The sequence below is a fragment of the Salinarchaeum laminariae genome (assembly GCF_023204835.1).
GTDB classification, from domain to species: Archaea; Halobacteriota; Halobacteria; order Halobacteriales; family Salinarchaeaceae; genus Salinarchaeum; species Salinarchaeum laminariae.
The window spans coordinates 2238009-2263193 of the sequence record NZ_CP096270.1 but is presented as its reverse complement, the minus strand read 5'-3'; the positions used below and the strand labels follow the sequence as shown (position 1 = coordinate 2263193).

Genomic DNA, 25185 nt, shown 5'->3' with positions numbered 1-25185 from the left:
CGCGATACTCGCTCGAGGCCCACCGCAAGCGCCTGGATCGGCACTTATGCAACTCCAGACTTCGCCAGCACCCGACGTCGGCACCGCCGTCGTGACGATCGTCGGCGCGGCGTTGCTCGGTGGGCTCTCGCTCCGGCTCGCGTACCTGGCCGTTCGGACCCGAAACGCCGTTGCACGGCCGCGAGCAGCGCTTTGGGAGTACTTCGGCTTCGCCGGCGTCGTCGGCGTGCTCTATGCGGCCTTCGTCCTGCTGGGGCTCTGGATCGACGCCACACTCCCGTTCGTCGACGGACTCTTGCTCGCGTTCGTCCTCTGTTTCGCGCTCGCGATGCGGGAGGCCTACTTCAACGCCGCCCTCGCGAACGCCGAACGCGACCGTCTCGGCGAGTACCGAATGCGCCGGTCGCTCGAAATCGCCTTCGTCGCGCTGGTGCTCGTCGTCTCCGTCGGTCCCCTGTTGGGCCGCCCGGAGCTGTTTACCATCATCACTGCAGCCAGTGCCGTCGCAGTCGTGGGCTACGGGCTCTACTTCCAGCTTCGCAGAAGCCGTCGACCGGGCACCCGCGGAACGCTGATCGACACGCTTCTCCGGCAGACCGTCCCGGTGATCGTCTTCGCTGGCGGCGCACTCGTCGCACCCGCTCTCGCCATCGTGGTCGCGTCAGAGACCGTGGCCAGCGCAGTCGCCGGCGTCTTCGTGGTCGTGACCGCGGCGTCGCTGATGACTGTCACGATCAAGCTCCACCAGCATCTGTCCTCGCGGCGCTGAGTCGGCTGCAGAGTCGTTGGTCGGTCAGAAAAGGTCGGTACGCCCAGCTTTGGTAGGTGCCGTCACCGCTGCTCGGAAGGAAGAACGAAATCGAAGAACGTTCGTCGTCGGCCAGTCAGTTCAGGCTTCGATCGAACTCGCCAGCACGCCGACGACTGCCTCGATGGCGGCATCGCGATCGCCGGGGAGATACTCGAGGTGACCGTCGGCGCCGCCGACGGCCTCGATTCCAGGCGCTGCGTCGTCGGCCGACGCCGCGATCTCTCGAACGTCGACTGGCTGGGTCGAGCGAACGAGCAGCTCGTCCTCGCCAGCGCCGATCGTGACGACTGCCCCTGCCGCTTCCCCGCGCTCGCGGCGGTGCACCTCGTCGATGAGGAGCGCCGTCGGTGGGAAGTCAAACCGGTGGGTAAACGCGTCGGTGTCGAGGACGGCGAAGCGAACGCCGCCGGTCTCGCGTACGACGAGATTGTCTCGCGCGGTCGCAACCTCGGTGTCGAGCTTCTCGCGGAACTGCTCGGCGACGTGCTCGGCGAGGCCGGGCGCGCCCTCGAACAGGAGGTCGGCGACGAGCTCGCGCTTGTCGTTGTAATGCTGGTAGTGCGCTTCGAGCGCGAGCGCCTCACGGATCGCCCGGCGCTCGTCCTCGTCGACGCCGGCGTCCTCCGCTGCCGCGAGGTACGCGCCGGGAACGTCCTCCCAGTAGCCGATCGAGGGGACGTGGACGAGATCGTCGGTGACGGGGGGCGCGATCGTCGCGCCGAGTGCGCTTCCCAGTGCAGCGTTCGACAGCTCGGTTTCGACGTCCGCGAGATGGGGATTCACGACGGGATCGCCGACGGCTTCGACGCCGTCGTCGGGCTGCGCGACGTCGAGCACGACGCGATCGACGTCGTAGACGTCGAGTAGCTCGACTGCCTCGCGTGCCTCGGCAGAGCTTCCGACGCCGACGAGTACGATCAGGGGAAGCTGCTCCCCGTGGCGCTCGCGGTCCTGAAGCATCCGGGTCAGGTCGGAGGTAGCCGCGTCCATTCCGTAGAGCGGGTCGTCGAGCGGACGGCGGTGAACGACGTGGTAGTCGGGTTCCGCGCCGCCTGCGTCCGATCGGGCACGGGCGAACGCGCCGCGCTCGATGGCTGCGCCAGCGGCATAGCCGTCGGCGGTTGCAGGGTGGCGAAGCACGACGGGGCGATCCGCTGCCAGCGCGCGACGAATCGCGGTCGCTGCCTCGACGATGCCCGCTGCGAGTGGCTCGGCCGGATCCGACTCCGCGACGAACTGCGCCGCGTCGGGTCGGACGGCCTCGGCCATCGCCTCGTCGACTCGCTTGGCGATCGCGTTCGCCTCGTCTGCGCCGAGTTCGGTCAGCGTCTCGGTCTCGACCTGAAGGTCGCCGCGACGTCGCTCGACGGTTCCGTCGAGTCTGACGACGTCGCCGACCTCGATCTCGGGATAGGCGCGGATTCCGGCGCCGTTGAACGCTGCGCAGTCAACGGTTCCGGAGCCGTCCTGGAGTTCGATGATCGTCGGACCACCAGTCTGATGAATGCCCGTGATCTCGCCCTCGAGGCGAACGAGCTCACCGACTGCGTCGTCGAGTGCGTCGATCGACGCAGAGGTCGGCTCGTCGGGTGTCGCGGTCGCGTCGGCTGACGTATCTTCCGCGGCTGCAGATTGGGATGCGCTCGCCGACGGTGCTGCCGATTCGTCGTCGGCACCGGCGTCGTCAGTGGACTCGCCTGCTGTCTCCGCGTCTTCGTCGGCCGCATCGCTCGCCGCAGACGTCTCGGTATCGTCGACAGTTTCGGGTACGTCTGTATCGTCGCTCGCCTCGTCGCCTCCGTCAGCACCGCCGCTCGTGCGTTCACGAGCGGGCATCGGCGTCTCACCGCCGTCGCTCTGGCGCTGACGGACGTTCTCATTTCCCGACGACTCGCCTCCGCTCGCGGCCGCGTCGGTCGACGAGCTACCGCCGTCTGCAGATGCTTCGTCGCCCGATTCGTCGAACACTCGCTCGCCATCCGGCCCGTCCACGAGCAGCCCGCGGAACTCTCGCTCCGCCTGGCGGATCGACCACGCGAGGTCGACGTTGCCGTTGTCGCGAACGCCCGTGACCTGGACGAACACCTCGTCACCGGGCTCCCAGGTGAGACTCTCGAGTCGCTGATCGAGCTCGCTCTGGTGGAGCAGGCCGGTGACGGCGTCGCCAATGTCGACGAACACGCCGAAATCTGCGTAGCCGTCTACGGTTCCTCTGTAGTATCGATTCGGGGTCAACTGATCGGGGGAAGTGCCCTCGAAGACGAAGCCGACGTCCTCCTGATGGACGTCACAGACCTCGCCATCGGTGGCCGTCCCACAGATGATGCAAGAACCCATTACACGACAGGAATCACCCCGGCCTAAAACGGTTGTCGGAATGCCCGTGGCGCCATGTTCACTGGTATCGGTCTGCGTTCCTTCGATTGCCAGGGCATGCCTCGACGCATCTCATGGGAGCAACGACAGTTCGGCGGGAAACAGCCAGTAGAGGTAGCTGGGTCGCACGCGGTTCAGATCATCATCTAAGGGAGACGCCACCGTGTAGTCGGCCGTAGATCCGACCACAGGCATTTCCTTTCAGTCTCTCGCACTTGGCCAGTCATCTCTCCCACTCTGCCAGCCCTCTTTTCTCTCTCGTGCGCGACCCACCGTATCGACCGGCGCATTGGCTTTGGATCCAGAGACGTCCAATTCAGGAGAATGAGAGTGAATCGGGACCAGTCTCGAGGGAGTAGTCACCGAGTACCGAGAGCGGAATGCTCGATTATCACCAGCTGAAACTCTACGGTGGAGAGGCCATAGCTGGAGGTGAAACTATCTCAGATACCATCCAGCATCTCTGTTCGTAGTTGCCTGTTACCGTTGGTAAGCAGACTGTAGTATCAATTCTCAATCTATGAAATTTCGAGCATATGCTTATGTGCGATGTCCGAGAAGGGTAGAGTATGGCAACGACGGACAACTCGATCGATGGTATGACCGAGCACTGTGACGGCTGTGACATGGACACGCTCCACCAGGTCAACGTCCAGATCAAGACCGAAAGCTCCAGCTCCGAGAACGCCCACTACTCCCGCGAGCCCTACCGCGTGAAGGAGTGCCAGCAGTGCGGCGAGCGCTCCAGTCAACGGATGAACAACGCCTGAACCGAGGCTGGGCCTGAATCCGCCGTTTCGTTCAGCGATTCCGCGCGCTATGCAGCGACGCAGCGATTTTCTCCTCGAGAGCAGGTGACTGCCCTTCGTTTACTCCACGATCGTCGACTCGATGGCCTGCTCCAGATCCGCGCGGAGGTCTTCGACGTGCTCCAGCCCGACAGAGAAGCGGACGAGCCCGTCACGGAGTCCCGCATCAAGACGCTCCTCCCGGGGGATCGCCTGGTGGGTCATCGCCGCCGGCTGCTCGATCAGACTCTCGACGCCACCGAGAGACTCTGCGAGCGTGAACACGTCCGTCGCTGCTACCATCTCGGAGGTCTCCTCGAGAGTCGCGTCGAGTTCGACCGAGACCATCCCGCCGAAGTCGTCCATCTGCTCGGCAGCGACCTCGTGGCCCGGATGTGAATCGAGGCCTGGGTAGTAGACGCGCTCCACCGCGTCGTGGTCGGCCAGCCACTCCGCGAGGGTGTTCGCGTTTTCACAATGCCGGTCCATCCGCACAGGGAGCGTCTTCGTTCCCCGCAGGACCAGAAAGGACTCGAATGGGCCGGGCGTCCCGCCTGCTGCGTTTTGAACGAACCCGAACTGCTCGTCGAGGTCGGGGTCGTCTGTGAGCAACGCTCCACCGACGACGTCGGAGTGCCCACCGAGATACTTGGTCAGCGAGTGGCAGACGACGTCGGCACCGAGCTCGAGGGGACGCTGGAGATACGGCGTGGCGAACGTGTTGTCGACTGCGCAGACGGCGTCGTACTCGTGAGCCACGTCAGAAGCACCGTCGACGTCTACAACCGAGAGCAGTGGGTTCGTCGGCGATTCGAGCCAGAGCAACTCGGTGTCCGGCGTCATCGCCGCGTCGAGCGCGTCGAGGTCCGTCACGTCGACGAAATCGACCGCGAGATCGTGGCGATCGTAGACCTGCGTCAGGAGGCGATGGGTACCGCCGTACACGTCGTTGCCGGCGACTACGCGATCGCCCGCTTCGAGCGTGTGGAGGACGGCGTCGATCGCGGCCATCCCCGAGGCGAACGCCCGACCGTGCGAACCGCCTTCGAGGCTCGCGAGGTTCGCTTCGAGTGCGCCCCGCGTGGGGTTCCCCGTGCGTGCGTACTCAAATCCCCTGTCCTCACCGGGAGCGTCCTGTTCGAACGTCGTGCTGAGCTGGATCGATGGCATGACTGCGCCGGTATCTGCGTCTGGAGACTGGCCCGCGTGGATCGATCGGGTCTCGAACCTGTCCATACCGCCCCGTCGTGCGCCGTGATGTAATCGTTGGTGGTCCCCAGGTATCGGCCGCCTACCGGTTTCCCCCACCGAACTTCCGCCGTCGGAACCGTTAATCGGGTGCTCGTTCACGGCCGGACATGGTCAACGATTCTCCCAGGATCGGCTTCGTCGGCCTGGGCAACATGGCACGCCATCACGTCGAAAACCTCCTCGAGACGGACGCCGAGATCGCAGCCGGTGCGGACGTCGTTCCCGAAGCCCGCGAGTCCTTCGCCGCAGATTTCGGCGCCGAGACCTTCGAGGACGTCGGCGAGATGTGTGACGTCGTCGACGCAGCGTTCGTGACGACCCCCAACCGCTTCCACGAGGACGCGGCGCTGACGATCCTCGAAAACGACGTCGGACTCTACCTCGAGAAGCCCCTCGCGCACACCCTCGAGAGCGCCGAACGCATCGCGAACGCCGCCGCTGACTCGGACGCGATCGCGATGGTCGGCCTCCACAACCGCTTCGCGGGCGGCGCGGAGGTCCTCGACGCTTATCGGCAGCAGGGACGGTTCGGCGATATCAGCCACGTCGAGATCGAGTACGTCCGCAGGCGAGGAATCCCCGCAATCGGCACCTGGTTCACCGACAAATCCACCGCCGGTGGCGGCTCGCTGATCGACATCGGCGTCCACGCCATCGACCTCGGGCTTCACCTCGCTGGCCACCCCGACGTCGTCGAGGTCTCGGGCACCGCCCGGAGCCAGTTCGGCGACCGCGACGACACCGCCGACATGGACGTCTGGGGGACGCCCGATCCCGACGGCGTCTTCGACGTCGACGACTCCGCGAGCGCGTTCTTCCGTGCCGACGACGGGACGACCTTTTCGCTGGAGTGTGCGTGGGCGGCCAACCGGAAGCCGAACCAGGAAGTCACGCTTCGTGGCACCGACGGCGGCGCCACGCTCGATCTCAGCGCGGGCGAGACCACGATCTACGAGGACGGCGTCGACGGCGTCGACCACGTGTCGGACGCCCAGGTCGAGACCGAGAGCAGGGACGCACACGGCGCGTGCCAGCAAACGTTCCTCGACGCGCTCGAAACGGGCGAACAGCCCGAGCGCAACACGATCGAGCAGGCACTGACCGTGCAGCAGGTTATCGATGGCGTCTACAGATCCAGCGACGCCGGTCGAGCGGTGCAGCTGGACTAACAGCGGGCAAGTAGTCCAGTTGGGCGAGTAGCTGACGGGCACTCCGGTTTGAGGAATGGCACGCGCGCCTGAGTTACTCTTCTATGGCGAACGTCGCCGTCTTCGTCGCCTGAGTCTCCGAAACCCCATCCATCACCGAGAGCGTGGTCGTATACTCGCCAGCGGCAGCGCGGCCGGCGAGTAGAATCTCGGTGCCAGTGAAATAGCCGTCGAGCTGGTCGGGTGCGAGCTCGTCCTGGAACGTCCGCTCGGACTCGACCACGACGGAGCCATCGGGATCCTCGACTGTTACGGTCTGCTGGAGGTCGATCGCGACCGTTGACTCACCGGATCCGTTATCGTCGGCCTCGGACTCGATCGGCTCGCCGGCGATCCCGGAGTAGTCGGCGTAGAGCCAGATCGGCTGGTCGGGGGCGTACGTCGAGGACGGCTGGAGCTGGTACTCGTCGAGATCCTCCGGTCGGTCTGCCGTGAAGACCAGCTCGGCGATCGCGATCGGGCCGCGAGCCGCCGGGTCTGCGCTGTCACTGCTCCCACCGCTATCGTCGGAGCAGCCAGCCAGAGCAGTCGCAGTGAGGCCCGCACCGGCGAGCAGCACTCGACGGCGCGAGAGGTACGACACGGGGTCGCATTCGACCCAGCCGGAGAAAAGGGGTTCGGGACTGCCGGCCCCGTGAACTTTAACCGAGCACTCGGTGAATCGATCAGTATGGAAATCGGCGTACTCACCGTCCCACTCGGCGGACAGGATCGCACGGATGCCTTCGAGTATCTCGCAGACCTCGGCGTCGGCGCCGTCGAACTCGGTGCCGGTGGCTACCCCGGGCAGGACCATCTCAATCGAGCCGCGCTGCTAGACGACCCCGAAAAGCGGGAGGCGCTTCTCGACGACGTAGCCGAGTACGACCTCTCGATCAGCGCGCTCGCCACGCACAACAATCCGATCCACCCCGACGATGAGCGCGCCAACGAGGCTGATCAGGAGATTCGCGAGGTCATCGAGCTCGCGGACCTGCTCGACGTCGACGCCGTCACCTGCTTCTCCGGGCTCCCCGCCGGTGCACCCGGCGACTCGACGCCGAACTGGATCACCGCACCGTGGCCCGAAGAGCACGCCGACGCCCACGAGTACCAGTGGGAGGAGGTCGCGATCCCCTACTGGGAGGACATCGCCGACCACGCGGCCGAGCACGACGTAAAGGTCGCTATCGAGATGCACCCCAACATGCTGGTCTACGAACCCAGCGGGATGCTCCGACTCCGCAACGCCACGAACGACTGGGTCGGGGCGAACTTCGATCCCTCCCACCTCTACTGGCAGGGCATCGAGGTCACCGACGCCATCCGGCTCCTCGGAGAGGAGGACGCTATCCACCACTTCCACGCCAAGGACACGAAGGTCTACGAGGCCAACGCTCGCACGAAGGGCGTGCTCGATACGAACGCCTACACGGACGAGCCGAACCGCTCCTGGCTGTTCCGCTCGATCGGCTACGGACACGGCGAGTCCCACTGGAAAGACGTCGTCTCGACGCTCCGAATGGTCGGCTACGAGGGCGCGCTCTCGATCGAACACGAGGACTCGCTCACTTCGGGCAAGGAGGGCCTCGAAAAAGCCGTCGACATCCTCGACCGTGCGGTGTTCGAAACGGAGCCCGGCGACGCCTACTGGGCCTGAATCGCCGGTCACCGATCGAACTGGTACAGCTTTCGCCGAACGCACTTGTCCCCGGAGCGCGTGGCTGGCCCCATGCCACCAGATGACACGGTCGACGATGACGCCGTCGACGACCACACGTCTCACGACCTACCCTTTCTCGAGGACGCGCTTCCAGCGGACGCCATCACCACGAGTGACGACGTTCGGGACGCCCACGCCACCGACTGGGGAACGGACGACGGGACTGCACCGGACGCGGTCGTATGGCCGGAGACGACCGAGGAGGTGTCCGCTGTGCTGGCGGGCGCGACAGAGCACGGGATTCCCGTCACGCCATACGCTGCCGGCACCAGTCTGGAGGGGAACCCGGTCCCCGCCCACGGCGGGATCAGTATGGACCTCACACGGATGGACAGCGTTCTCGAGGTCCGACCCGAGGACCACCAGCTCGACGTCGAGCCGGGCGTGATGGGTCCAGCGATCGAGGAGGCGGCCGGCGAACACGGCCTGTTCTTCCCGCCGCTCCCCTCCTCCGGCGACATCTCGACGATCGGTGGTATGATCGCGAACTCGGCCAGCGGGATGCAGACGGTCAAGTACGGCGAAATCGCCGACTGGGTGCTCGAACTGGAAGCGGTGCTCGCCGACGGCTCGGTGATCACCGCGGGAAGCAGGGCCGTCAAGACCTCCTCGGGCTACAATCTCCGCGACCTCCTGATCGGAAGCGAAGGTACTCTCGCCGTCGTGACGAGCGCGACGCTCGAACTCGCCGGACGCCCGGAACAGATCCGCGGTGGCCGCGCACTGTTCCCCACGCTCGACGACGCGACGGCAGCGGTCACCGACGCCGTCCAGTCCGGCGTCGACGTGGCGAAGATCGAGCTGATCGACGCCGAGAGCGCTCGGATGGCCAACGCCTACACCGGCGCCGACCTCCCAGACGAGCCGATGGTCTTCGTCGAGTTCCACGCCGACCACGGAATCGAGGAAGAGATCGCATTCTGCGAGTCGATCTTCGAGGCGCACGGAGTCGAGCGCTTCGAGATCGCCGACGACGACCGGATGGACGACCTCTGGCGCGCCCGCAAGGACCTCGCCTTCGCGGTCCGCTCCTACGATCCCGACCTCGAACCGCTCCACCCCGGCGACGTCACCGTACCGATCAGCGAGTACGGTCCGCTGATCCAGTACGCGAAAGAGCGCGCCGCCGAAGAGGATCTCCTCGTTCCCTGTTTCGGGCACGCGGGCGACGGCAACGTCCACTACTCCGTTCTCGTCGATCCCGACGATCCGGACGAGGTCGAGCGCGGCGAGGCACTCTACAGCGAAATCGTCCAGCGCGCCATCGACGTCGGCGGCACCGCGACCGGCGAGCACGGCATCGCCCTCGGCAAGCGCGAATTTCTCGTGGCCGAACACGGCGAGGTGACCGTCGAGGCCATGCGCGCGATCAAGCGAGCGCTCGATCCGACGGACACGCTGAATCCCGGGAAGATTTTCCCGGAGACGGCCGAGGGCGAGCGCGTCAGAGCGGACGTGCCAGAGGAGTAGTCGGCGAGGAGGTCGCAGAAGGTCGCGATGTTCGCGTTGTCGATCCTCCTCTCAGTCGTGGTCCAACCTCCTCTCAGTCGTGGTCCAACCTCCACTCAGTCGTGGACCAGCACGTCCACGACGTCGACGCCCTCGCTGCCATAGGCCGTGCGCAGCGTTTCGTCGAGCTCGTCGGGCGTCTCGACGAGATGGCCGGTTGCACCGTGACTCTCCGCGTTCGTCGGGATGTCCACCGGCGGATCGAACCGGATGCTGTCCCACTCGTAGTCGTCGCCCTCACCACCGAGGAGGTGTGCGGCGTTGTCCGCCAGGATGCGGTAGTTGCGGTTGTCGGGAATGACGACCGTCAGATCGACGCCCTGCCGGACTGCCGAGTAGATGGAGTGGGGGTAGTAGAGATAGGAACCGTCCGCGACGAATCCGACGACGTCACGGGGATCGCCTCGCTGACTCTCGGCGATCGCCGCGCCGACAGATGCAGGGAGGCCGTAGCCGAGACCGCCGCCCTTGTTGGAGACGTACTGCTCGGGTGCGAACTCCCAGCGCGTGAGCATCGCGTACTTCGACGTCACGCCCTCGTCGACGACGAACGCGTCGCCAGCGACGGCCTCCAACGCATCCGCGAGCGCCGCCTTCGATGCCCGAGGATCGTCGGGCGCGTCGTCTTCGCCAATCTGGTCCATCTTCGCCCCGACGAACTCCCTCTGCGCGGCGACGTCGGTCAGACGCTCCTCGCGCGTCGCGTCGTCGAGGCGTTCGGCCACTCGATCGGCGAGCTGGGCCGCGACCTCGCCGGGATCGCCGATTACCGCGGCGTCGGCCGGCTGGTTCTTCCCCAGCTCCCAGGCGTCGTCGCCGACGTGAATGCAGGTCGTCTCCTTGGGCACCAGCGGTCCCTCTCGGTGGGTGAGCGTCGTGTTCGTCGAGCAGCCGACGAGACAGAGCACGTCTGCGCCCAACAGATTCCGCGCGAGATCTTCGTCGGGCGGTACGTAGGAGACGAACTGGTCGTGGTCGGTCGGGAAATCGATCTCGGACGCGAGGATCTCCGCGTGGACCCGCGCACCCGCGGCCTCGGCCAGATCGACCGCGGCGTCGATCGCGTCAGTGCCACTTCGCGCGATGCCGTCTCCCACCACGAGCACCACGTCGTCGGCATCGGCCACGAGATCCGCGGCCCGCTGAATCTGCGCCTCGTCGCCACGACCGGCCGTCGGGATCGGGCCCAGTCGCTCGATCGCAGCGTCAGTCTCGGCCATCGCCACGTCGACCGGGAGCGAGAGGAAGACCGGCCCGGTCGGCGGCGTAAGCGCGGTCCGCACCGCACGCCGGAGCATCGTCGGCAGCGCCTCGACGTCTTTCACCGTCGCCGACCACTTCGTCCACTGGTCGACGAGCGCCTCCTGATCGCCCGTCAGCAGTGGCTCCTCGTGTTCGAAATGGCGCGCGTGGTTGCCAGCCGTCACGAGCAGCGGCGCACCAGCCACGGACGCGCCGTAGACATTCCCGAGGCCGTGTGCGAGCCCGGGCGCGAGGTGAAGATTCGCGACGCCCAGCGGGAGCACCGCACGGTCCTCGGCCGGATCCGCCCGATCGCCCGGTTCGCCACCGCGACCACCGGCTTCGTCGGCGTGGTAGCGCCTGGTGCTCGCGTAGCCGGCAGCCATCCCAGTCGCGATGTCCTCGTGCGCGGCCAGGACGTACTCGAGGTCGCTGCGCTCGGTCGCGTCGACGATCGGCAGCTCCGTGGTGCCAGGGTTGCCGAAAATGTGGCTGACGCCGTAGCGCTCGAGCGCGTCGACGAACAGATCGCTGCCGGTCCGCTCATTCATAGGCGTGTCAACACGACACGGGGGTAAAATGGTACCGCGTGACAGGGCCTCAGCAATACTGTCTGCCGGAAGAGTGCTATTCAGCCTGCTGGAGTGGACAGATGCGGCAGCATCGACGCTGATCGGTTGCACTACTCACGCTGTTCAAACGAGCCATCGTCTGATGGACGGTCACAGAACGTAATAATCGAGGCAGATTCCAATGCCGAGGAGGCCGTTTGCGAGGACGAGTGTGATCAGAATATTCGTCGGTGTGAGGATGGTGTAGGCAATCACCGGGAGGGCAAGGACGAGGGCGAGTATCGTGGCGGCATGGTTCTGGAGGAGACGCATAGAAATTGGTTCAAACTACGCGCAAATATAGGAAGGGGACGGTGCAGTAGCCCCCGAGGGAGGGCAATCCAGAGCCCGTCAGTCGTCCTCGGTCGTGATGTCCGCGGAGAGTCCCTGCGCCATCGCGATGCCCTCGTCGTTGTTCATCGTCCAGGCGGTCCGGTCCGTGACGGACTCGATGACCTCGCGGGCACTCGGCGCGCCCTTGCCCGATTTCTTGACGCCGCCGAAGGGCAGGTGGACCTCGGCACCGATGCAGGGGAGATTCGCGTACGCGAGCCCGGCCTCGGCGTGATCGCGGTAGTAGTTGAGCTGGCGATAGTCCTCCGAGATCACAGCGCCGGCGAGCCCGTAGGGGACGTCGTTGTGGATCTCGACGGCGTCCTCGATGTCCCCCTCGTACTCGACCAGCGCGACGTGGGGACCGAACACTTCCTCTTTGAGACAGCGCAGCGTCGGATCGTATCCGATCTCGTAGACGAAGGGTCCGACCCAGTTGCCGCTCGCGTGACCGTCCGGAATCTCGTCGTCCGCAAGGTCGGCGCGATCGACGAGGACGTTCGCGCCCTCCTCGCGTGCCAGCTCGTTGTACTCGTGGACCTTCTCGACCTGTCGCTCGTCGATCGCTGGTCCCATGAACGTCTCCTCGTCGAGCGGATCACCGACGGCGACGGACTCGGCGAGGTCGACGAACCGGCGTTTGAACTCGTCGTAGACGTCGGTGTGGACGATCAGGCGCTCGGCAGAGACGCAACGCTGGCCTGTCGTCTTGAACGAACTCATCACCGCGGAGTGGACGGCGATGTCGAGATCTGCCTTCTCGGTCACGACGATGGCGTTCTTGCCGCCCATCTCCAGCGCAACGTCGCGGCCGGGCTGGCCACCGATCTCCTCGGCGATGGACTGGCCGACCTCCACCGAGCCGGTGAACAACACCGTCGGCACGCGATCGTCCTGCACGATTGCGTTCCCGGCGTCGCCGTAGCCCTGGACCATGTTGAACACGCCGTCGGGGATACCGGCGTCCTCGAACATCTCCGCGATGACCTGGCCACACCACGGCGTCTGCTCGGCCGGCTTCCAGACCACGGTGTTGCCCTCGACGAGCGCCACTGCCATGTGCCAGAAGGGAATCGCGACCGGGAAGTTCCACGGTGTGATACAGCCGACGACGCCCCGCGGTTTCCGGCGCATGTAGGCGTCCTTCTCGGCGATCTCGCTGGGGATCACGTCGCCGTGTGGATGCCGGGCGTTGCCCGCGGCCCACTCGACCATGTGCCAGGCCTCGGTGACGTCGGCTTTGCCCTCGGAAATCTCTTTGCCACACTCCTGGGTGACGATCTCGCCGAGCTCCTCGTGCCGGTCGCGAAGCTCGTGGTAGATGTCCCAGAGGTACTCGGCGCGGTCGATGTAAGAGAGCGCGCGCCACTCCTCGTAGGCGTCCTCGGCAGCCGTTACTGCAGCCTGCACGTCGTCCGGGGTGCCGCGCTGGATGCTCGCCAGCGTGTCTCCGGTTGCCGGATTCTCGCTGTCGAAGGTTTCCGATCCTGCGCCGTCGATCCACTCGCCGTCGACGTAATGTCCGTAGGTATCTCCAGGGGACGACATACTTGCAGTATTTTGGTCTGAGCGTGAAAAATCCACCCGTCTATCACCAGCCGGCGTTCGGAATGTGTGTACATTGGGGCGCGCAATCGTACACCCGGCCGTACAGCGATCTCGCAGCGGTTCTGGAGCGGAGGTCCGAGCACGCCGGTGCAGGACCGGGGCGCACTAGCACAGAGCGACGGCCGCTCAGGCAAAGTGGGTGGCCCCTCCCGGGCATGCTGGTCGGATACTCTCACAGCACGATGATCGATGGAGTCTGCAGTCGTAGCTCGGTCGGGCCCGGAACAGGGAAGTGACTCGCGGTCCCGCACTCCGCCATGTTCGATCGGCTGCTCCGCGGCGGGACCGTCTCGGAGCTCGAGTCCGAACTCGAGGCGGCCCGCGAGCAACAGGAGCACCTCGAAGCGCAACTCGAAGCGGAGAAGCGACGGCGCGCCGACGCCGTCACCGACCGACAGGCGGCCCAGGAGCAGGTCAACGATCTCGAAGACAGGATCGCCCAGCTAGAGGGGACCGTCGATCGCCTCCGCGACGGCGAGCGAGAGCTGTCCTACCGCGGTCGGCGCACGCTCGATCGCCGGGCGACCGAGCGGATCCTCGACCGGCTACAGAGCGTCGACGCGCCCCCCGACGGAGCGTTGACTGCCGTCGTCCGGGATCCGGTCCCCGACGAGCTACGAGACCAGTTCGGCGACAGAACGTCGCTCCTCGAACGGGCAGCGCCCTGTATCGCACTCGCAGACGAGGATCGACTGATCAGCGTCGCACTGCGTCCGCCGGTCCTCCCCGATTCCGAGATCAGGTGGGACGCGACATTCGACGTCGACCGATCGAACTACCTGCCTACCGGGAGCTTCGCCTTCGCGCTGGTGCGCTCGGACGTGTTCGCGCTCGGGGAATACCGCGGCGAGGAACGGCTCTCCTTCGAGGGGTTCGAGAGCGACGTCAAGGGCGATCACTCGAAAGGCGGTTTCTCCCAGGGCCGCTTCGAGCGCAGGCGGGACGCCCAGATCGACGAGCACCTCGACGCAGCAGCGGACGCTCTCGAGAGCCGGGACGTCGAGACGCTCTATCTCACGGGCGATCGAGGTGCCCTGGACGCACTGGACGATCGAGTCGATGCCAAGGCGAGCGCAGCCGTCGACGCTTCCGGGAAACCCGAAGCCGCACTCGACGACGCCTTCGAAGACTTCTGGCAGACGAAACTGTATCTGATCTGAGTTCGGATCGCTGACGGCGGTTTCCCGCTACTCCGCTTTCGTTTCCTCCCCTAGTCCATCGTCTGATCCAGCTGCAACCACGTGGTCTCCGCTCCACTATCTCCCGTTGCGCCCGGAATGCCACGCTCGTCGGCGATTGCAGCGTGGAACGCTTCGAAGGTAGGGCGACCCTGCTCCCGGTATCGGGACGCTCGATAGAGCACCGCCGGATCGTCGTCGAACTCCGCGAGATCCAACATCGCGGTCACGGCTCGTTCGCGGTCGAAGGGGTACGACTCCTCGATCAAAAACAGCTCCACGAACGTCACCAGCGACACCTGCAGATCGTCCTCGTGCTCGGCGAGCAGTGACGCCGCCCGGTTGGCCCTGGACTCGTCCTCGGTGAAGAGGGCGAGCCAGACCGAGAGGTCAGCGTACATGCTCTTCGGCCTCCGCGTCTCCCCGCTGGCGCGCCGCCGCGCGCAGCTCCGCCGCGGAGGCCTCGCGTAGTTCGTCGCTGCCCGACTCCCGTAGCGATTCGATCGGATTCTCTGGGATGGGGACGAGCTTGATCCCGTCGTCGAGTTCCACGACGCGGTACCGATCGCCAAACCGCTCGCGGAGATCGCTGGGAATCGTGATTCTCCCTCGCTTGTCAGTGCTCCGCTCGACTCCCATGCCCATGTACAGCAACTCAGTGGGCCTACTTAGTTCTATTCCCATTAGCGCCAAAATACCCATTACTCTGTAGTATCCCATTTTGAGATACTATTCCCACACGATCACCTGCGGTCAGATGCCCCGGTGACTGACGAATTGTAACGCAGATCGGAGAAGGAGGACGATCAGTTCGCTGCGGGGGAGAGCCTCACACGAGGAGACCGATCCGCCAGATACCGCTCCGAGACCGTGCTCACAGACCCATACACGACCCAACACCGAGACCCCACTCGGAGCGTTCGGCGTGATCGATGCACGGCGTACCGGGACGACATCATTGAAACCCAGGGCGGTCGAAGGATCATCCATGAACCATCGACGACTCGGTTCGACGGATCGCTACGTATCGGACGTCGGCCTCGGCACGTGGAACATCGGTGGCGGAGCGTGGGGCGAAGTGCCCGACGAGACGGCTCGCGACGTCGTGCGATCGGCACTGGACGCCGGGATCGACTTCCTCGACACGGCCGACGTCTACGGCGACGGCGCCAGCGAGTCGCACATCGGCCACGTTCTGGAAGAACGCGAGGCCGACGACGTCTTCGTCGCGACGAAGGCCGGTCGACGACTCGACCCCCACGAGGCCGGCCGCTACAACGCCGAGGAGCTCCGCCCGCACGTCGAACGTAGCCGCGAGAATCTCGGCGTCGACACGATCGACCTCCTCCAGCTTCACTGTCCGCCGACTGACGCCTACTATCAACCCGAGACGTTCGAGATGCTAGAGCAGTTTCAGGACGACGGGCTGATCGACAACGCGGGCGTCAGCGTCGAACGGGTCGAGGAGGCGCAGAAAGCCATCGAGTACGACGTGATCGACACCGTCCAGATCATCTTCAACCCGTTCCGCCAGCGACCGCGGGAGCGCTTCTTCCAGGCGGCGAACCGCTACGACGTCGGGATCATCGTCCGAGTTCCGTACGCGTCGGGACTCCTCACGGGAGCGCTCGATCGGGACACCGAGTTCGGCGAGAACGACCATCGGAACTTCAACCGCGAGGGCGAGGCGTTCGACGTCGGCGAGACGTTCGCGGGCGTCCCCTACGACGTCGGCCACGACGCGCTCGACGCGATGGAGCCCCACCTTCCCGACGACCGGACGACCGCGGAAGCGACCCTGCGCTGGATACTGGACCACCGGCAGGTCTCGACGGTTATCCCCGGAACGACCTCGCCGACACACGTCGAGGCCAACGCTGCCGTCTCCGATCAGCCGGGACTGTCGAATCAAGTACACGGCGCCATTCGGGACGTCTACGAAGAGTTCGTCGCCGAGCACGTCCACCACCGCTGGTAACTGTCACTCCACAGAGCATCGATCGTCACTCCCCGCCTGCCCCGTCTCCTCGAAAGGCTACTCCTCGGCGCTGAGCTGTCGAACCGAAAGCACCGGCACCGGGCAGGTTCGGACCACTCGTTCGGCAACGCTGCCGATCAGGAACCGATGTTCACCGTGACGCCCGCGCGTCCCGGTCGCGACGACGTCGACGTCGTGCTCGCGAGCGTAGTCGGCGATGGCGTCGGCCGGCCGACCCTCGATCACTGCCGGCGTAATCTCTCGATCCGTCGCCGCTAGGACGGTGTCGACTGCCCGCTCGGCGTCCGATTCCAGCGCGGCGCGAAGCTCGTCGCGAAGCCGATCCGGCGACGAGTCGACTTCGGTCTCGTCGACGACGGAGAGCGCGTGAACGTCGGCTTCGAAACGCTCCGCGAGGTCGAGCGCGACGTTGACGCAGCGGGAGACGCTCTCGGATCCGTCGGTCGCGATCGCGACGGTCTCGATCATAGCCACTCGTTTCGGGGGAGTCGTGGAAAAGCCACCGGTCGTCGGCCGAGCGGGTCGAGGGAGCGGCTGCTCGGCGTCGAAGTGGAATAAGAATGGCAACTAAAGAGAGAGTTTGAAGGGAAGCGTATGAGGTTTGAAGGGAAGCGTATGAGAGGGGTGGAGGAAAAACGGCTGCAGACCGACGGAAAAGACCCGATCAGCTCGTGGTGACGGTGACGGGGCCATCGAAGCCGAGGATGATGGCCTGTGCGAGGTCGCCGAAGACGGCCTTGCCTGCAGGCGAGCGCTGTCGCCCGTGGACGAAGATGTGGTCAGCGTCGTTGGAGCGGGCCTCCGCGAGAATTTCCGTCTCGTCGTCTCCGATGCGTCCGACGGCAGTGAACTCGCCGTCCGCCCCGAGGACCTCCTCGCCGACCGCGCGGGCGAACCCTTCGGCCTCCTCGACGCCCTTTGCGACGCCGTAATCGACGTTGATGCCGGGGATCGAGGAGAGTTCGCCCTGACGCTCCTCGAACTCCTCGTCGGACGTGACGTAGAGCAGACGGAGCTCTGCGCCCGCACCATGTGCGAGCTCTGCGGCTTCGGCGACCAGATTCTTCGTAGCTTCCGTAGCCTCGACGACGACGAGTGCGCGTTCCATGGAAGCACGATTCGGGAGGGGGGATCAAAGTCGTTCTGCCTCGAGAGACGGTGAGGGGACCGGGACGCCGGTGATATTTGCCAGAGCTGTCCGGATCCGCCGGCGTCGGTCGGGTGGTTTTTTGCCGACCGCGGGCGAGAACCATCCATGGCGCCCGAGGACGCACCGCTGTCGGTCGAGACGGTACTGGTGCCGGTCGACGGTACCGAGGAGGCCACCGAAGCGGCGGAGTACGCGATCGCGGTCGCGGACCGCTACGACGCAGACGTGGCTGCCGTCTACGTGCTCGCCGAGGCAGTTACACGGGCGATCGAGCGCGACGCGGTCGACCACGATGCCGTCGCGGAGGAGACCAAATCCTATCTGGATGGGCTGGCCGAAACGGCGAGCGCCGCGGGCGTATCACTCGACGCAACCGTCGCGTATGGCTTTTCACAGACCAAGAAGACTCAGCATCCCGGAAGCGTGATTCTCGACACGGCCGACGAGATCGGTGCGGACTTCCTCGTCATCCCGCGTGAAGACCAGCGCGAAGACGAGCGCGACACGCTGGCCAAAGCCGCGGAGTACGTGCTGTTGTACGCGAGTCAGCCGGTGCTCTCCGTCTGAAAACGAGATTCTACGAGCGCAAATAGCGGATCGCGCATCACCTCTGTGTTGCTATCGCCCTTCTCGGACTACTCGACGCCAGCCAGCAGGAGCGACATCTCCATCTCGAAGCTCTCGGCGTCGCTGGGCTCGAAGCCGACGGACTTGTAGAGTGCGATCGCCGGCCGGTTCCACCGCTCGACGGTCAGCCAGACCCGATCCACGCCCTCCTCGGCGCCGTATCCGAGCAGCGTTTGGATCAGTTCCGTCCCGATTCCGGCGCCCTGATAGGGTTGGTTCACGAAGATCGCGAGCTCCCAGCCATCGTCGTCGGGCATGAGCACTGCGTGACCGACGACGTCCTCGTCGTCCCACGCCAGGACGTTCAGCCCCTCCTCGAGCAACGTGTCGAGCCAGGAGCGGATTCGGTCCTCCTGGGACGGCGGGATCCCCTGCGCGCGGTCGGCCGGATCGAACGCGACGTACATCTCGACGATCGGCTCGGTGTCTGCGTCCTCGACGACCTCGAACGTGATCCGTCGGCCCTCGGCGTCGTCCATCTCCCGTGGAGGTCCAGGGAACGGACCAGCTGGTTCGTCCGGATAGATTCGCCCGGTCATCGTACGAGTCTCACCGATAGCTGTGCGTTCAGAAGGACGAACTCAGTCGTCGAGCCCAGTTCGATCTTCCCCATCGGACTCTGCTGTCCGCCACCGATCGCGAGCTGTTCGTACGGTCCAGACTCGGCGAGTTCGACGAGCGCGCTCGCGGGATGGTCGGCGGTGATACGTTCGATCGACCACGACACGGCAGCGTCGGCGAGTTGCTCACGGACCGACGACTCAACGTCGTCGAGTGACTGCTCGCCGAGGGCGAACACCGCGACCGTGAGTTCGTCCCCAGCGTCCGCTGCGCGCTCGAGGACGCCCTCCAGCGCCCGACCGGACTCCTCGCTCCCCTCGACACCGACCAGCACGTGCATCGACGGTGGTTTCAACGGGCCCCGGCAAAAGTGGTTCCCTCGGACGCCCGGGACGATAACGGCGCTCGGCCGATAGAGCGACTCCTGTCTCACTACGAATCGGCTCAGTCTTTTCGGACATCCCCTGGTCCACTGTTGGGAGCCGTTCGTGCCCCGGAAACAGGCGTGACCGCTAGAAGGAGACCTGATCGGGCCCGATCGGGGAGCCCGGCGGCGTCGGATCGCGGTCGCTGTAGAACCGGCGGCCGACGGCGCGGTGAGAGACGCCGGAATAGACAGCGTAGCGAGCATCTTCGGCGGACTCGTAGACCTCCTCGTCGAGCGTTTCGAGGGCATCAGCGATGCATTCGGTCCCGTTCTGGATCTCCAGTTCGACGTCGCCGTATCGCTCCAGGAACTCGCTCGTCGTCAGCGGATACTGCTCGTCGTCCATGTTCGCATCGGTGGCTGTCGGGATCATCAAGCAATAACACATGAACGACCATGATAAATCTTGGCTGCTAGGCACCTTTGAGTGTACATATTCTTTAATGGACCTTAATGATAGTTGTCTGCCCGGTCCCAGAGCCCCAGGCCGTCAAGTGACACACCGGCAGAGGGACCGACAGCAGCGAAGCCGACGTCAGGCCCCGGGGTGATCCGGAACGTCCTTGGCCAATGCAACCCCTGAAGGTGACATGGTCGTTGCGGACCTGCACGTCCACACGACGAACTCCGACGGGGAGCTACGGGTCGAAGACATTCCCGGGGCAGCTAGACGTGCGGGAGTCGACGTCGTCGCCATCACGGATCACGATCGACCACACCCAGAGCTCGACCGGCCAGTGGCGGACGTCGGCGGCGTGACCGTGGTTCACGGCATCGAACTCCGGGTCGAGGTGCAATCCGCCGGCGACCACGCCGACGAACCGGTCGCCGGCCAGCGCGTCGACCTGCTGGGCTACGGGCTCGACCCGACACCTGCGCTCGAATCCGAATGCGAGCGCATCCAGCAAGATCGCATCGAGCGTGGCGCTCGCATCGTAGAGCGCGTGGAAGAGCACCTCGGCGTCGATCTCGACGTGGAGTCTCGTCCAGGGATCGGCCGACCTCACGTTGCGCGCGCAGTCGCGGATCACCCGGAGCTGGAGTTCGACGTGCAACGCGTGTTCGACGAACTCATCGGAGACGGTGGCCCCTGCTACGTCGCGCGGGACGTCCCGAGCTTCGAACGAGGGCGTGCACTCCTCGCGGAGGCGTGTCCGCTCGTCGGCCTCGCCCATCCGCTCAGATACGACGATCCGGCCGCCGCGCTCTCGTTGGCGAGCGAGCTCGACGCCGTGGAGCTTTGCTACCCCTACGAACGGCCGGTCGATCCCGCTCGCCAGCCGTCGACTGCGCCAGTCGAGCGAGCGATCCAGCGCTACGACCTAATTCCGACTGGTGGCTCGGACGCCCACGGGACCGAACTGGGAGTCGCCGGCCTCGGGAAATCCGGGTGGGAACGGGTCGCCCTCGAACTCCGCTGAGTCGCCGCAAACAGGCCTGGAAACTGACCGACCAGCCACGCCCGCGTCGAACACGGTGATACGCCCTGAGGACGGCAATCAGACCCAGACGTCGCTCGTCTCGCAGAGACGTTCCACAACGTAGCCTTGAAACCACCCGGTCGCCTACGATCGTCCATGCAGTGCCACTACTGCGAGAAACCCGCCGCATACGCGGCGGAGTCTGAGGGGGTGAAAGTCGGCCTCTGTGAGGATCACTTCCAGACGCGCATCGAGGAACTCGCCGAGGCCGACACGCTGGAGTCCATCCGCGAACGGGTGGACGTCGATCGCCAGGAGTAGCCACTCGTATCGGAACGATTCAGTCCTCGTTTGCTCGCAGATACCTGTTCTCTCCCATGTCACCTGTCGTCAGGTACACGTAAGTACCACCGACATCGGTCAATCACGCTGCTCGCGCACGTTAGCCCCGGCTTTCAGACGGCTAGTTCTGTCGCAGGCTCACGACCGAGTGGCCACGCCTGACGGTTCCGCCACGTTCAAGCCACCCGCCCGCGCAGTCGGCGACATGACGCGATCTGTCTGGCTGAAGGCCGACGAAGACGTCGGCGACTGGGACGAGCGAAAACGACGGATCACCGCCGGTCTCGAGTCCGGCGTGGACTGGGTCCTCGTCGACGAACAGGACGTTGGACGCGTAAAGGAACTGGGCGACGTGAACGTCGCAGCCTTCGCCACCGGCGGCGACGCAGCGATGATCGACGACGCGGAGGGCGACGGCGACGCCGGCGCCACCGCCGACGCGTACATCGTTGGCAAGGACGGCGAGGGAGACGGCACCGTCGACCTCCCGAACGACCTCTCCGGCTCCGCGGATCTCTCGACCCTCCGACGGGACGACGACCGCGCGAACGGCTCGTACGTCCGCATCTTCGACTCGGACTACGAAGGGTTCGCAGAGGCCGCCGCCCAGGACGCCGAGTACACGATCGTCATCGGAGAGAACTGGCAGATCATCCCCCTGGAGAATCTCATCGCCCGGATCGGCGACGAGACGACGCTGATCGCTGGCGTCACCGAGGCAGAGGAAGCTCGAACGGCCTACGAGACCCTCGAAATCGGCGCCGACGCCGTCCTCCTCGACAGCTCCGATCCCGACGAGATCCGCCGAACCGTGGCCGTTCGCGACGAGTCCGAGCGCGAAACGCTCGACCTGCAGTGGGCAGAAGTCACGGGTATCGAGCGCGCTGGATCGGCCGACCGCGTCTGCGTGGACACGGGACAGCTCCTCGAACACGACGAGGGGATGCTCGTCGGCTCGATGAGCCGGGGACTCTTCTTCGTGCACGCGGAGACCGCCGAATCACCCTACGTCGCGTCGCGACCCTTCCGGGTCAACGCCGGAGCCGTCCACGCCTACGTCCGAACGCCTGGCGGCGGCACGAAGTACCTCTCCGAACTGGAGAGTGGCGACGAGGTGCAGGTCGTCGATACTGACGGCAACACGCGAGAGGCGGTCGTCGGCCGAGCCAAGATCGAACAGCGCCCGATGTTCCGTCTCGAAGCGGAGATCGAGACCGACGACGGCGTCGACCGCGTCGAGACCCTCCTCCAGAACGCCGAGACGATCAAGGTGCCGACGAAAGACGGCCGCACGGCCATCACGGACGTCGAGGAAGGTGACGAGGTACTGCTGTACTCCGAGGACTCCGCCCGCCACTTCGGCGAGGCAGTCGAAGAATCGATCATCGAGAAGTAGCGACCCTCGTCGACGATTGTGAGGGCCGCCGCCGAAGGGCACTCAAATTCGAGACCGCGACGCCCAGGCCGCGACACCGATCCATGAAGGTTAGCCACTACTTCGAGTGGGAGGGGGCGATCACCGGCGGCTTCGCCCAGTCTGTCAACAATCAGCGGACGATTCTCGATCGCCGCGGGGTCGAGTATACGACCGAGCCGACGCTCGAGGCAGATCTGCTCCACCTCAACAATATGGGGCCACGGTCGATCTACTACGCCAAACGAGCGAGACGAGCTGGCGTCCCCGTCGTCGCTCACACCCACAACACTGCCGCGGACTTTCGGGAGAGTTTCGTCTTCTCGAACGTCCTCGCGAAGCCGCTCCGGCCCTATCTTGCCTACGGCTACTCACAGGCCGACCACCTGATCTGTCCGTCAGCGCACAATCAGGACGTGATCGCCGAGTACACGGACACGCCCTCAACGGTAATCTCGAACGGGTTCGACGCCGATCGCTTCGAGGGCTGGGACGATCCTGAGCTCCGAGCGGAGTATCTGGAGCGCTACAACCTGGAGCCGCCGGTCGTGTTCATGTTCGGCCACGTGATCAAGCGCAAGGGCCTCCGGACGTTCGTCGAGACCGCTCGCGCAATGCCCGACCTCGACTTCGTCTGGTTCGGGTACATCAACCCCGCTGGCGGGACGCTCGACAAGTATCTCCAGCCCCGAGAGACGCGACAGCTCGTCGCCAACTCGCCGGAGAACTGCACGTTCACCGGCTACATCGAGGATCCACGCGGTGCACCTGCTGCCGGGGACGTCTTCTTCTGGCCCTCGAAGAACGAGAACGAGGGGATGGCGCTGCTCGAAGCGATGCACTGTGGGAAACCCCCGGTGATCCGTTCGATCCCGACCTACGAGTGGCTCGACGACGGTGAAGACTGTCTCAAGGCCGACGAGGAGTTCGTCGAACCCCTTCGAGAGCTCTGCGAGGACCCGGAGCGACGCGACGCGATCGGTTCGGCGGCGGCACGGACCAGTGAGCAGTTCTCGCTGGACACCGTCGGCGATCAGCTCGTCACGCCCTATGAAGAACTCGTCGACGGACGCGCCTGACTGGCGTCGCCGATCAGGCCAGAATCTCGTCGTTACCGACCTGTTCGAGGTTCGGGAAACGTAGTACGAGGCTACTCGCGGCGAAAAGGGGACTAGTCGCTATCTGGCGTTTCCGATCGCTCAGTCACGAACAGGGAGCGGATCCGATCGGAGAGTGCGCCGATCGCAAGTCCCAGCGATAGCGCGAGGATGCAGGCAACGACGATCCAGGCAAGCTCCGGATGTCCGGTGCCGGAGTGCAACAATAATTCGACCATAGGTACTCTGTGGGCAGTACTGTAAAAGAGGCTACGGTCGCAGCGGTGTCCGCATTTGTATGGCTCGCGTGCGTCTCGGTGTACACCGGACCCACGGCAGCGATTGTTCTTCGCGTCACCAGACCGTGACGACCGGTCAGCGGCCCTACGCTACCGGCGTCCGCTCGACGACAGTGCCTTTTACTGTCGGATACTGCTCGACGATCTCACCCTCGTCGAGATCACCCTCCGCGACCATCTCCTCGAGGAGCCACCACGCGACTTCGACGTGGTCGGATTTGACCGTGTAGAACTCCTCGGGCACGCCGAGCGCGTCCAGGCGGCTCGGCTCTACCCACGCCTTGCCGTACACGAGGGTCCCGTCGTCGGTGACGTCGTCGAACGGCCGCCGGACGTTGCGGGCGATTCGCTTGAGGCGGCGACGATGTTGGGCGGCGTCCTTGAACACGGAGGTACAGAAGTAGACCTTTTCGTGGTCGCCCATCTGCTCGAGAATTTCATCGCGCGTGTCCGCGACGGCGCTCATGTGATCTTCCTTCCGCTCGAATCCTTCTTCCTGCATCCGTCGGTAGTTGCCGTCGCTGAGTTCGAACTCGTTGACGTTACAGAAGTCCGCGGCGCCCTCATCGAGGAACTCGAGGAACTCCTGCTCCGCGCGGATGCCGGGGATCTCGAAGGCGGGCGTGAGCCCCTCTTCACGAGCGATGTAGAGGATGTCCTCCCACTCCGTTCCGTGGAGATCGCCCCACTTCTCGAGAGGTGGGTGGAAGCGGATCTCGTCGAGACCGGCTTCGGCGAGCCGTCGCATGTTCTCGCGGCCGCCGGGGATCCCGGTGTAGAGATGCGTGTGGTGATCCTCGCCGAACTCGTCCTTCAGCAGTTCGAGGTAGTGGCAGGTCCGCCCGAGCGCTTCCTGGGGCTCCCCGCCGGTGATCGAGGAGCCCAGCGCGTCCATCCGGTGGGCCTCCTCCAGGACGTCCTCGTCGGACTCGACCTTTCGCTCGTTGGCGTAGACGTCGGTGACGTTCTTCCGGTTCTCCCCGAGCGGGCAGTAGAAGCAATCGCGCTCGTCACAGTAGCCATAGACGAAGAGTACCATCTTGCCGCCTTTGGCACACTGCTCGCAGCCCTCGGAGATCATTCGACCGTCGATACCCGCCACAGAGGCAAAAGCGCCACGGAGCGTAGCTGCGGGGCGAAAACATCGGCCAGTCGGACGAGTCAGGCACTGGCTGGCCCGGGCACGCCACGGTGAATGGCACTCACCCCGTGACACCCACAGAGTATTCAA

General features: G+C 65.2%; 27 protein-coding genes. 12 read left to right on the top strand and 15 right to left on the bottom strand.

All coding sequences use genetic code 11. The annotated features are described in order from the left end of the window. Positions 1–46: 46 nt before the first annotated feature. Positions 47–769: a hypothetical protein gene (locus tag MXF70_RS10610; RefSeq protein ID WP_248515611.1), complete on the top strand. Its 723-nt coding sequence runs from the start codon at positions 47–49 to the stop codon at positions 767–769. Positions 770–889: 120 nt separating this feature from the next. Here MXF70_RS10610 and MXF70_RS10605 read toward each other — a convergent pair whose 3' ends face one another. Beyond that, positions 890–3148: an OB-fold nucleic acid binding domain-containing protein gene (locus MXF70_RS10605; RefSeq protein ID WP_248515610.1), complete on the bottom strand. Its 2259-nt coding sequence runs from the start codon at positions 3146–3148 to the stop codon at positions 890–892. A gap of 608 nt (positions 3149–3756) precedes the next feature. Here MXF70_RS10605 and MXF70_RS10600 point away from each other — a divergent pair. Further along, positions 3757–3957, top strand: a complete 201-nt coding sequence (locus MXF70_RS10600) for a DUF7835 family putative zinc beta-ribbon protein (RefSeq protein ID WP_248515609.1) — start codon at positions 3757–3759, stop codon at positions 3955–3957. Between the two features lie 99 nt (positions 3958–4056). On the opposite strand, the gene MXF70_RS10595 is transcribed toward MXF70_RS10600, so the two are convergent. After that, positions 4057–5211, bottom strand: a complete 1155-nt coding sequence (locus tag MXF70_RS10595) for a cystathionine gamma-synthase (protein ID WP_248515608.1) — start codon at positions 5209–5211, stop codon at positions 4057–4059. Between the two features lie 122 nt (positions 5212–5333). On the opposite strand from MXF70_RS10595, the gene MXF70_RS10590 reads away from it, so the two are divergent. Then, positions 5334–6395 (top strand): Gfo/Idh/MocA family protein, encoded by a 1062-nt coding sequence (locus MXF70_RS10590; protein ID WP_248515607.1) that lies wholly within the window; start codon positions 5334–5336, stop codon positions 6393–6395. Between the two features lie 73 nt (positions 6396–6468). Here MXF70_RS10590 and MXF70_RS10585 read toward each other — a convergent pair whose 3' ends face one another. Further along, the gene (locus MXF70_RS10585; protein ID WP_248515606.1) at positions 6469–7017 is read right to left on the bottom strand and encodes a hypothetical protein; all 549 of its coding nucleotides are present in this window, start codon (positions 7015–7017) and stop codon (positions 6469–6471) included. An 87-nt stretch (positions 7018–7104) separates the two neighbouring features. Between MXF70_RS10585 and MXF70_RS10580 the strand changes: the two genes are divergently transcribed. Together MXF70_RS10580 and MXF70_RS10575 are read left to right on the top strand one after the other, a co-directional pair. After that, positions 7105–8073 (top strand): sugar phosphate isomerase/epimerase family protein, encoded by a 969-nt coding sequence (locus tag MXF70_RS10580; RefSeq protein ID WP_248515605.1) that lies wholly within the window; start codon positions 7105–7107, stop codon positions 8071–8073. Between the two features lie 72 nt (positions 8074–8145). After that, the gene (locus MXF70_RS10575; RefSeq protein ID WP_248515604.1) at positions 8146–9606 is read left to right on the top strand and encodes an FAD-binding oxidoreductase; all 1461 of its coding nucleotides are present in this window, start codon (positions 8146–8148) and stop codon (positions 9604–9606) included. A 95-nt stretch (positions 9607–9701) separates the two neighbouring features. Here the strand turns inward: MXF70_RS10575 and MXF70_RS10570 are convergent, their stop codons facing one another. From MXF70_RS10570 to MXF70_RS10560, 3 genes are all read right to left on the bottom strand, one after another. Continuing rightward, entirely contained in the window at positions 9702–11438 is a 1737-nt protein-coding gene (locus MXF70_RS10570; RefSeq protein WP_248515603.1) for a thiamine pyrophosphate-binding protein, read from the bottom strand. Positions 11439–11609: 171 nt separating this feature from the next. After that, on the bottom strand, positions 11610–11771 hold the full coding sequence (locus MXF70_RS10565; protein ID WP_248515602.1) for a hypothetical protein: 162 nt from the start codon (positions 11769–11771) through the stop codon (positions 11610–11612). A gap of 78 nt (positions 11772–11849) precedes the next feature. Next, a complete protein-coding gene (locus MXF70_RS10560) occupies positions 11850–13379 on the bottom strand; it encodes an aldehyde dehydrogenase family protein (protein ID WP_248515601.1) in 1530 nt (509 codons plus the stop codon). Between the two features lie 317 nt (positions 13380–13696). Between MXF70_RS10560 and MXF70_RS10555 the strand changes: the two genes are divergently transcribed. Beyond that, on the top strand, positions 13697–14599 hold the full coding sequence (locus MXF70_RS10555) for a Vms1/Ankzf1 family peptidyl-tRNA hydrolase (RefSeq protein ID WP_248515600.1): 903 nt from the start codon (positions 13697–13699) through the stop codon (positions 14597–14599). Between the two features lie 50 nt (positions 14600–14649). Here MXF70_RS10555 and MXF70_RS10550 read toward each other — a convergent pair whose 3' ends face one another. Both MXF70_RS10550 and MXF70_RS10545 read right to left on the bottom strand, forming a co-directional pair. Next, on the bottom strand, positions 14650–15018 hold the full coding sequence (locus MXF70_RS10550; protein ID WP_248515599.1) for a PIN domain-containing protein: 369 nt from the start codon (positions 15016–15018) through the stop codon (positions 14650–14652). Beyond that, on the bottom strand, positions 15008–15256 hold the full coding sequence (locus tag MXF70_RS10545) for an AbrB/MazE/SpoVT family DNA-binding domain-containing protein (protein ID WP_248515598.1): 249 nt from the start codon (positions 15254–15256) through the stop codon (positions 15008–15010). Before MXF70_RS10545 ends, MXF70_RS10550 begins: the two co-directional genes overlap by 11 nt. 349 nt (positions 15257–15605) lie before the next feature. On the opposite strand from MXF70_RS10545, the gene MXF70_RS10540 reads away from it, so the two are divergent. After that, complete coding sequence (locus tag MXF70_RS10540) at positions 15606–16595, top strand: aldo/keto reductase (RefSeq protein WP_248515597.1); 990 nt, start codon at positions 15606–15608, stop codon at positions 16593–16595. Positions 16596–16652: 57 nt separating this feature from the next. On the opposite strand, the gene MXF70_RS10535 is transcribed toward MXF70_RS10540, so the two are convergent. Then, a complete protein-coding gene (locus MXF70_RS10535; protein ID WP_248515596.1) occupies positions 16653–17084 on the bottom strand; it encodes a universal stress protein in 432 nt (143 codons plus the stop codon). 196 nt (positions 17085–17280) lie between these two features. Then, positions 17281–17724 (bottom strand): universal stress protein, encoded by a 444-nt coding sequence (locus MXF70_RS10530; RefSeq protein WP_248515595.1) that lies wholly within the window; start codon positions 17722–17724, stop codon positions 17281–17283. A gap of 147 nt (positions 17725–17871) precedes the next feature. Here MXF70_RS10530 and MXF70_RS10525 point away from each other — a divergent pair, with 147 nt between their 5' ends. Continuing rightward, positions 17872–18333, top strand: a complete 462-nt coding sequence (locus tag MXF70_RS10525; RefSeq protein ID WP_248515594.1) for a universal stress protein — start codon at positions 17872–17874, stop codon at positions 18331–18333. A gap of 68 nt (positions 18334–18401) precedes the next feature. Here the strand turns inward: MXF70_RS10525 and MXF70_RS10520 are convergent, their stop codons facing one another. The 3 genes from MXF70_RS10520 to MXF70_RS10510 form a co-directional block, all read right to left on the bottom strand. Further along, positions 18402–18932: a GNAT family N-acetyltransferase gene (locus MXF70_RS10520; RefSeq protein ID WP_248515593.1), complete on the bottom strand. Its 531-nt coding sequence runs from the start codon at positions 18930–18932 to the stop codon at positions 18402–18404. Further along, a complete protein-coding gene (locus MXF70_RS10515; protein WP_248515592.1) occupies positions 18929–19294 on the bottom strand; it encodes a universal stress protein in 366 nt (121 codons plus the stop codon). Before MXF70_RS10515 ends, MXF70_RS10520 begins: the two co-directional genes overlap by 4 nt. 172 nt (positions 19295–19466) lie before the next feature. After that, positions 19467–19754 (bottom strand): DUF5789 family protein, encoded by a 288-nt coding sequence (locus MXF70_RS10510; RefSeq protein ID WP_248515591.1) that lies wholly within the window; start codon positions 19752–19754, stop codon positions 19467–19469. A 217-nt stretch (positions 19755–19971) separates the two neighbouring features. Here MXF70_RS10510 and MXF70_RS10505 point away from each other — a divergent pair, with 217 nt between their 5' ends. From MXF70_RS10505 to MXF70_RS10490, 4 genes are all read left to right on the top strand, one after another. Continuing rightward, the gene (locus MXF70_RS10505) at positions 19972–20802 is read left to right on the top strand and encodes a PHP domain-containing protein (RefSeq protein ID WP_248515590.1); all 831 of its coding nucleotides are present in this window, start codon (positions 19972–19974) and stop codon (positions 20800–20802) included. A gap of 156 nt (positions 20803–20958) precedes the next feature. Then, positions 20959–21123 (top strand): DUF6757 family protein, encoded by a 165-nt coding sequence (locus tag MXF70_RS10500; protein ID WP_248515589.1) that lies wholly within the window; start codon positions 20959–20961, stop codon positions 21121–21123. A gap of 226 nt (positions 21124–21349) precedes the next feature. Beyond that, positions 21350–22540, top strand: a complete 1191-nt coding sequence (locus tag MXF70_RS10495; RefSeq protein ID WP_248515588.1) for a 3-dehydroquinate synthase II — start codon at positions 21350–21352, stop codon at positions 22538–22540. A gap of 83 nt (positions 22541–22623) precedes the next feature. Next, complete coding sequence (locus MXF70_RS10490; protein ID WP_248515587.1) at positions 22624–23637, top strand: glycosyltransferase family 4 protein; 1014 nt, start codon at positions 22624–22626, stop codon at positions 23635–23637. Positions 23638–23729: 92 nt separating this feature from the next. On the opposite strand, the gene MXF70_RS10485 is transcribed toward MXF70_RS10490, so the two are convergent. Both MXF70_RS10485 and MXF70_RS10480 read right to left on the bottom strand, forming a co-directional pair. Next, positions 23730–23894: a hypothetical protein gene (locus MXF70_RS10485; protein WP_248515586.1), complete on the bottom strand. Its 165-nt coding sequence runs from the start codon at positions 23892–23894 to the stop codon at positions 23730–23732. Between the two features lie 145 nt (positions 23895–24039). Next, a complete protein-coding gene (locus MXF70_RS10480; RefSeq protein ID WP_248515585.1) occupies positions 24040–25035 on the bottom strand; it encodes a radical SAM protein in 996 nt (331 codons plus the stop codon). Positions 25036–25185 lie beyond the last annotated feature (150 nt).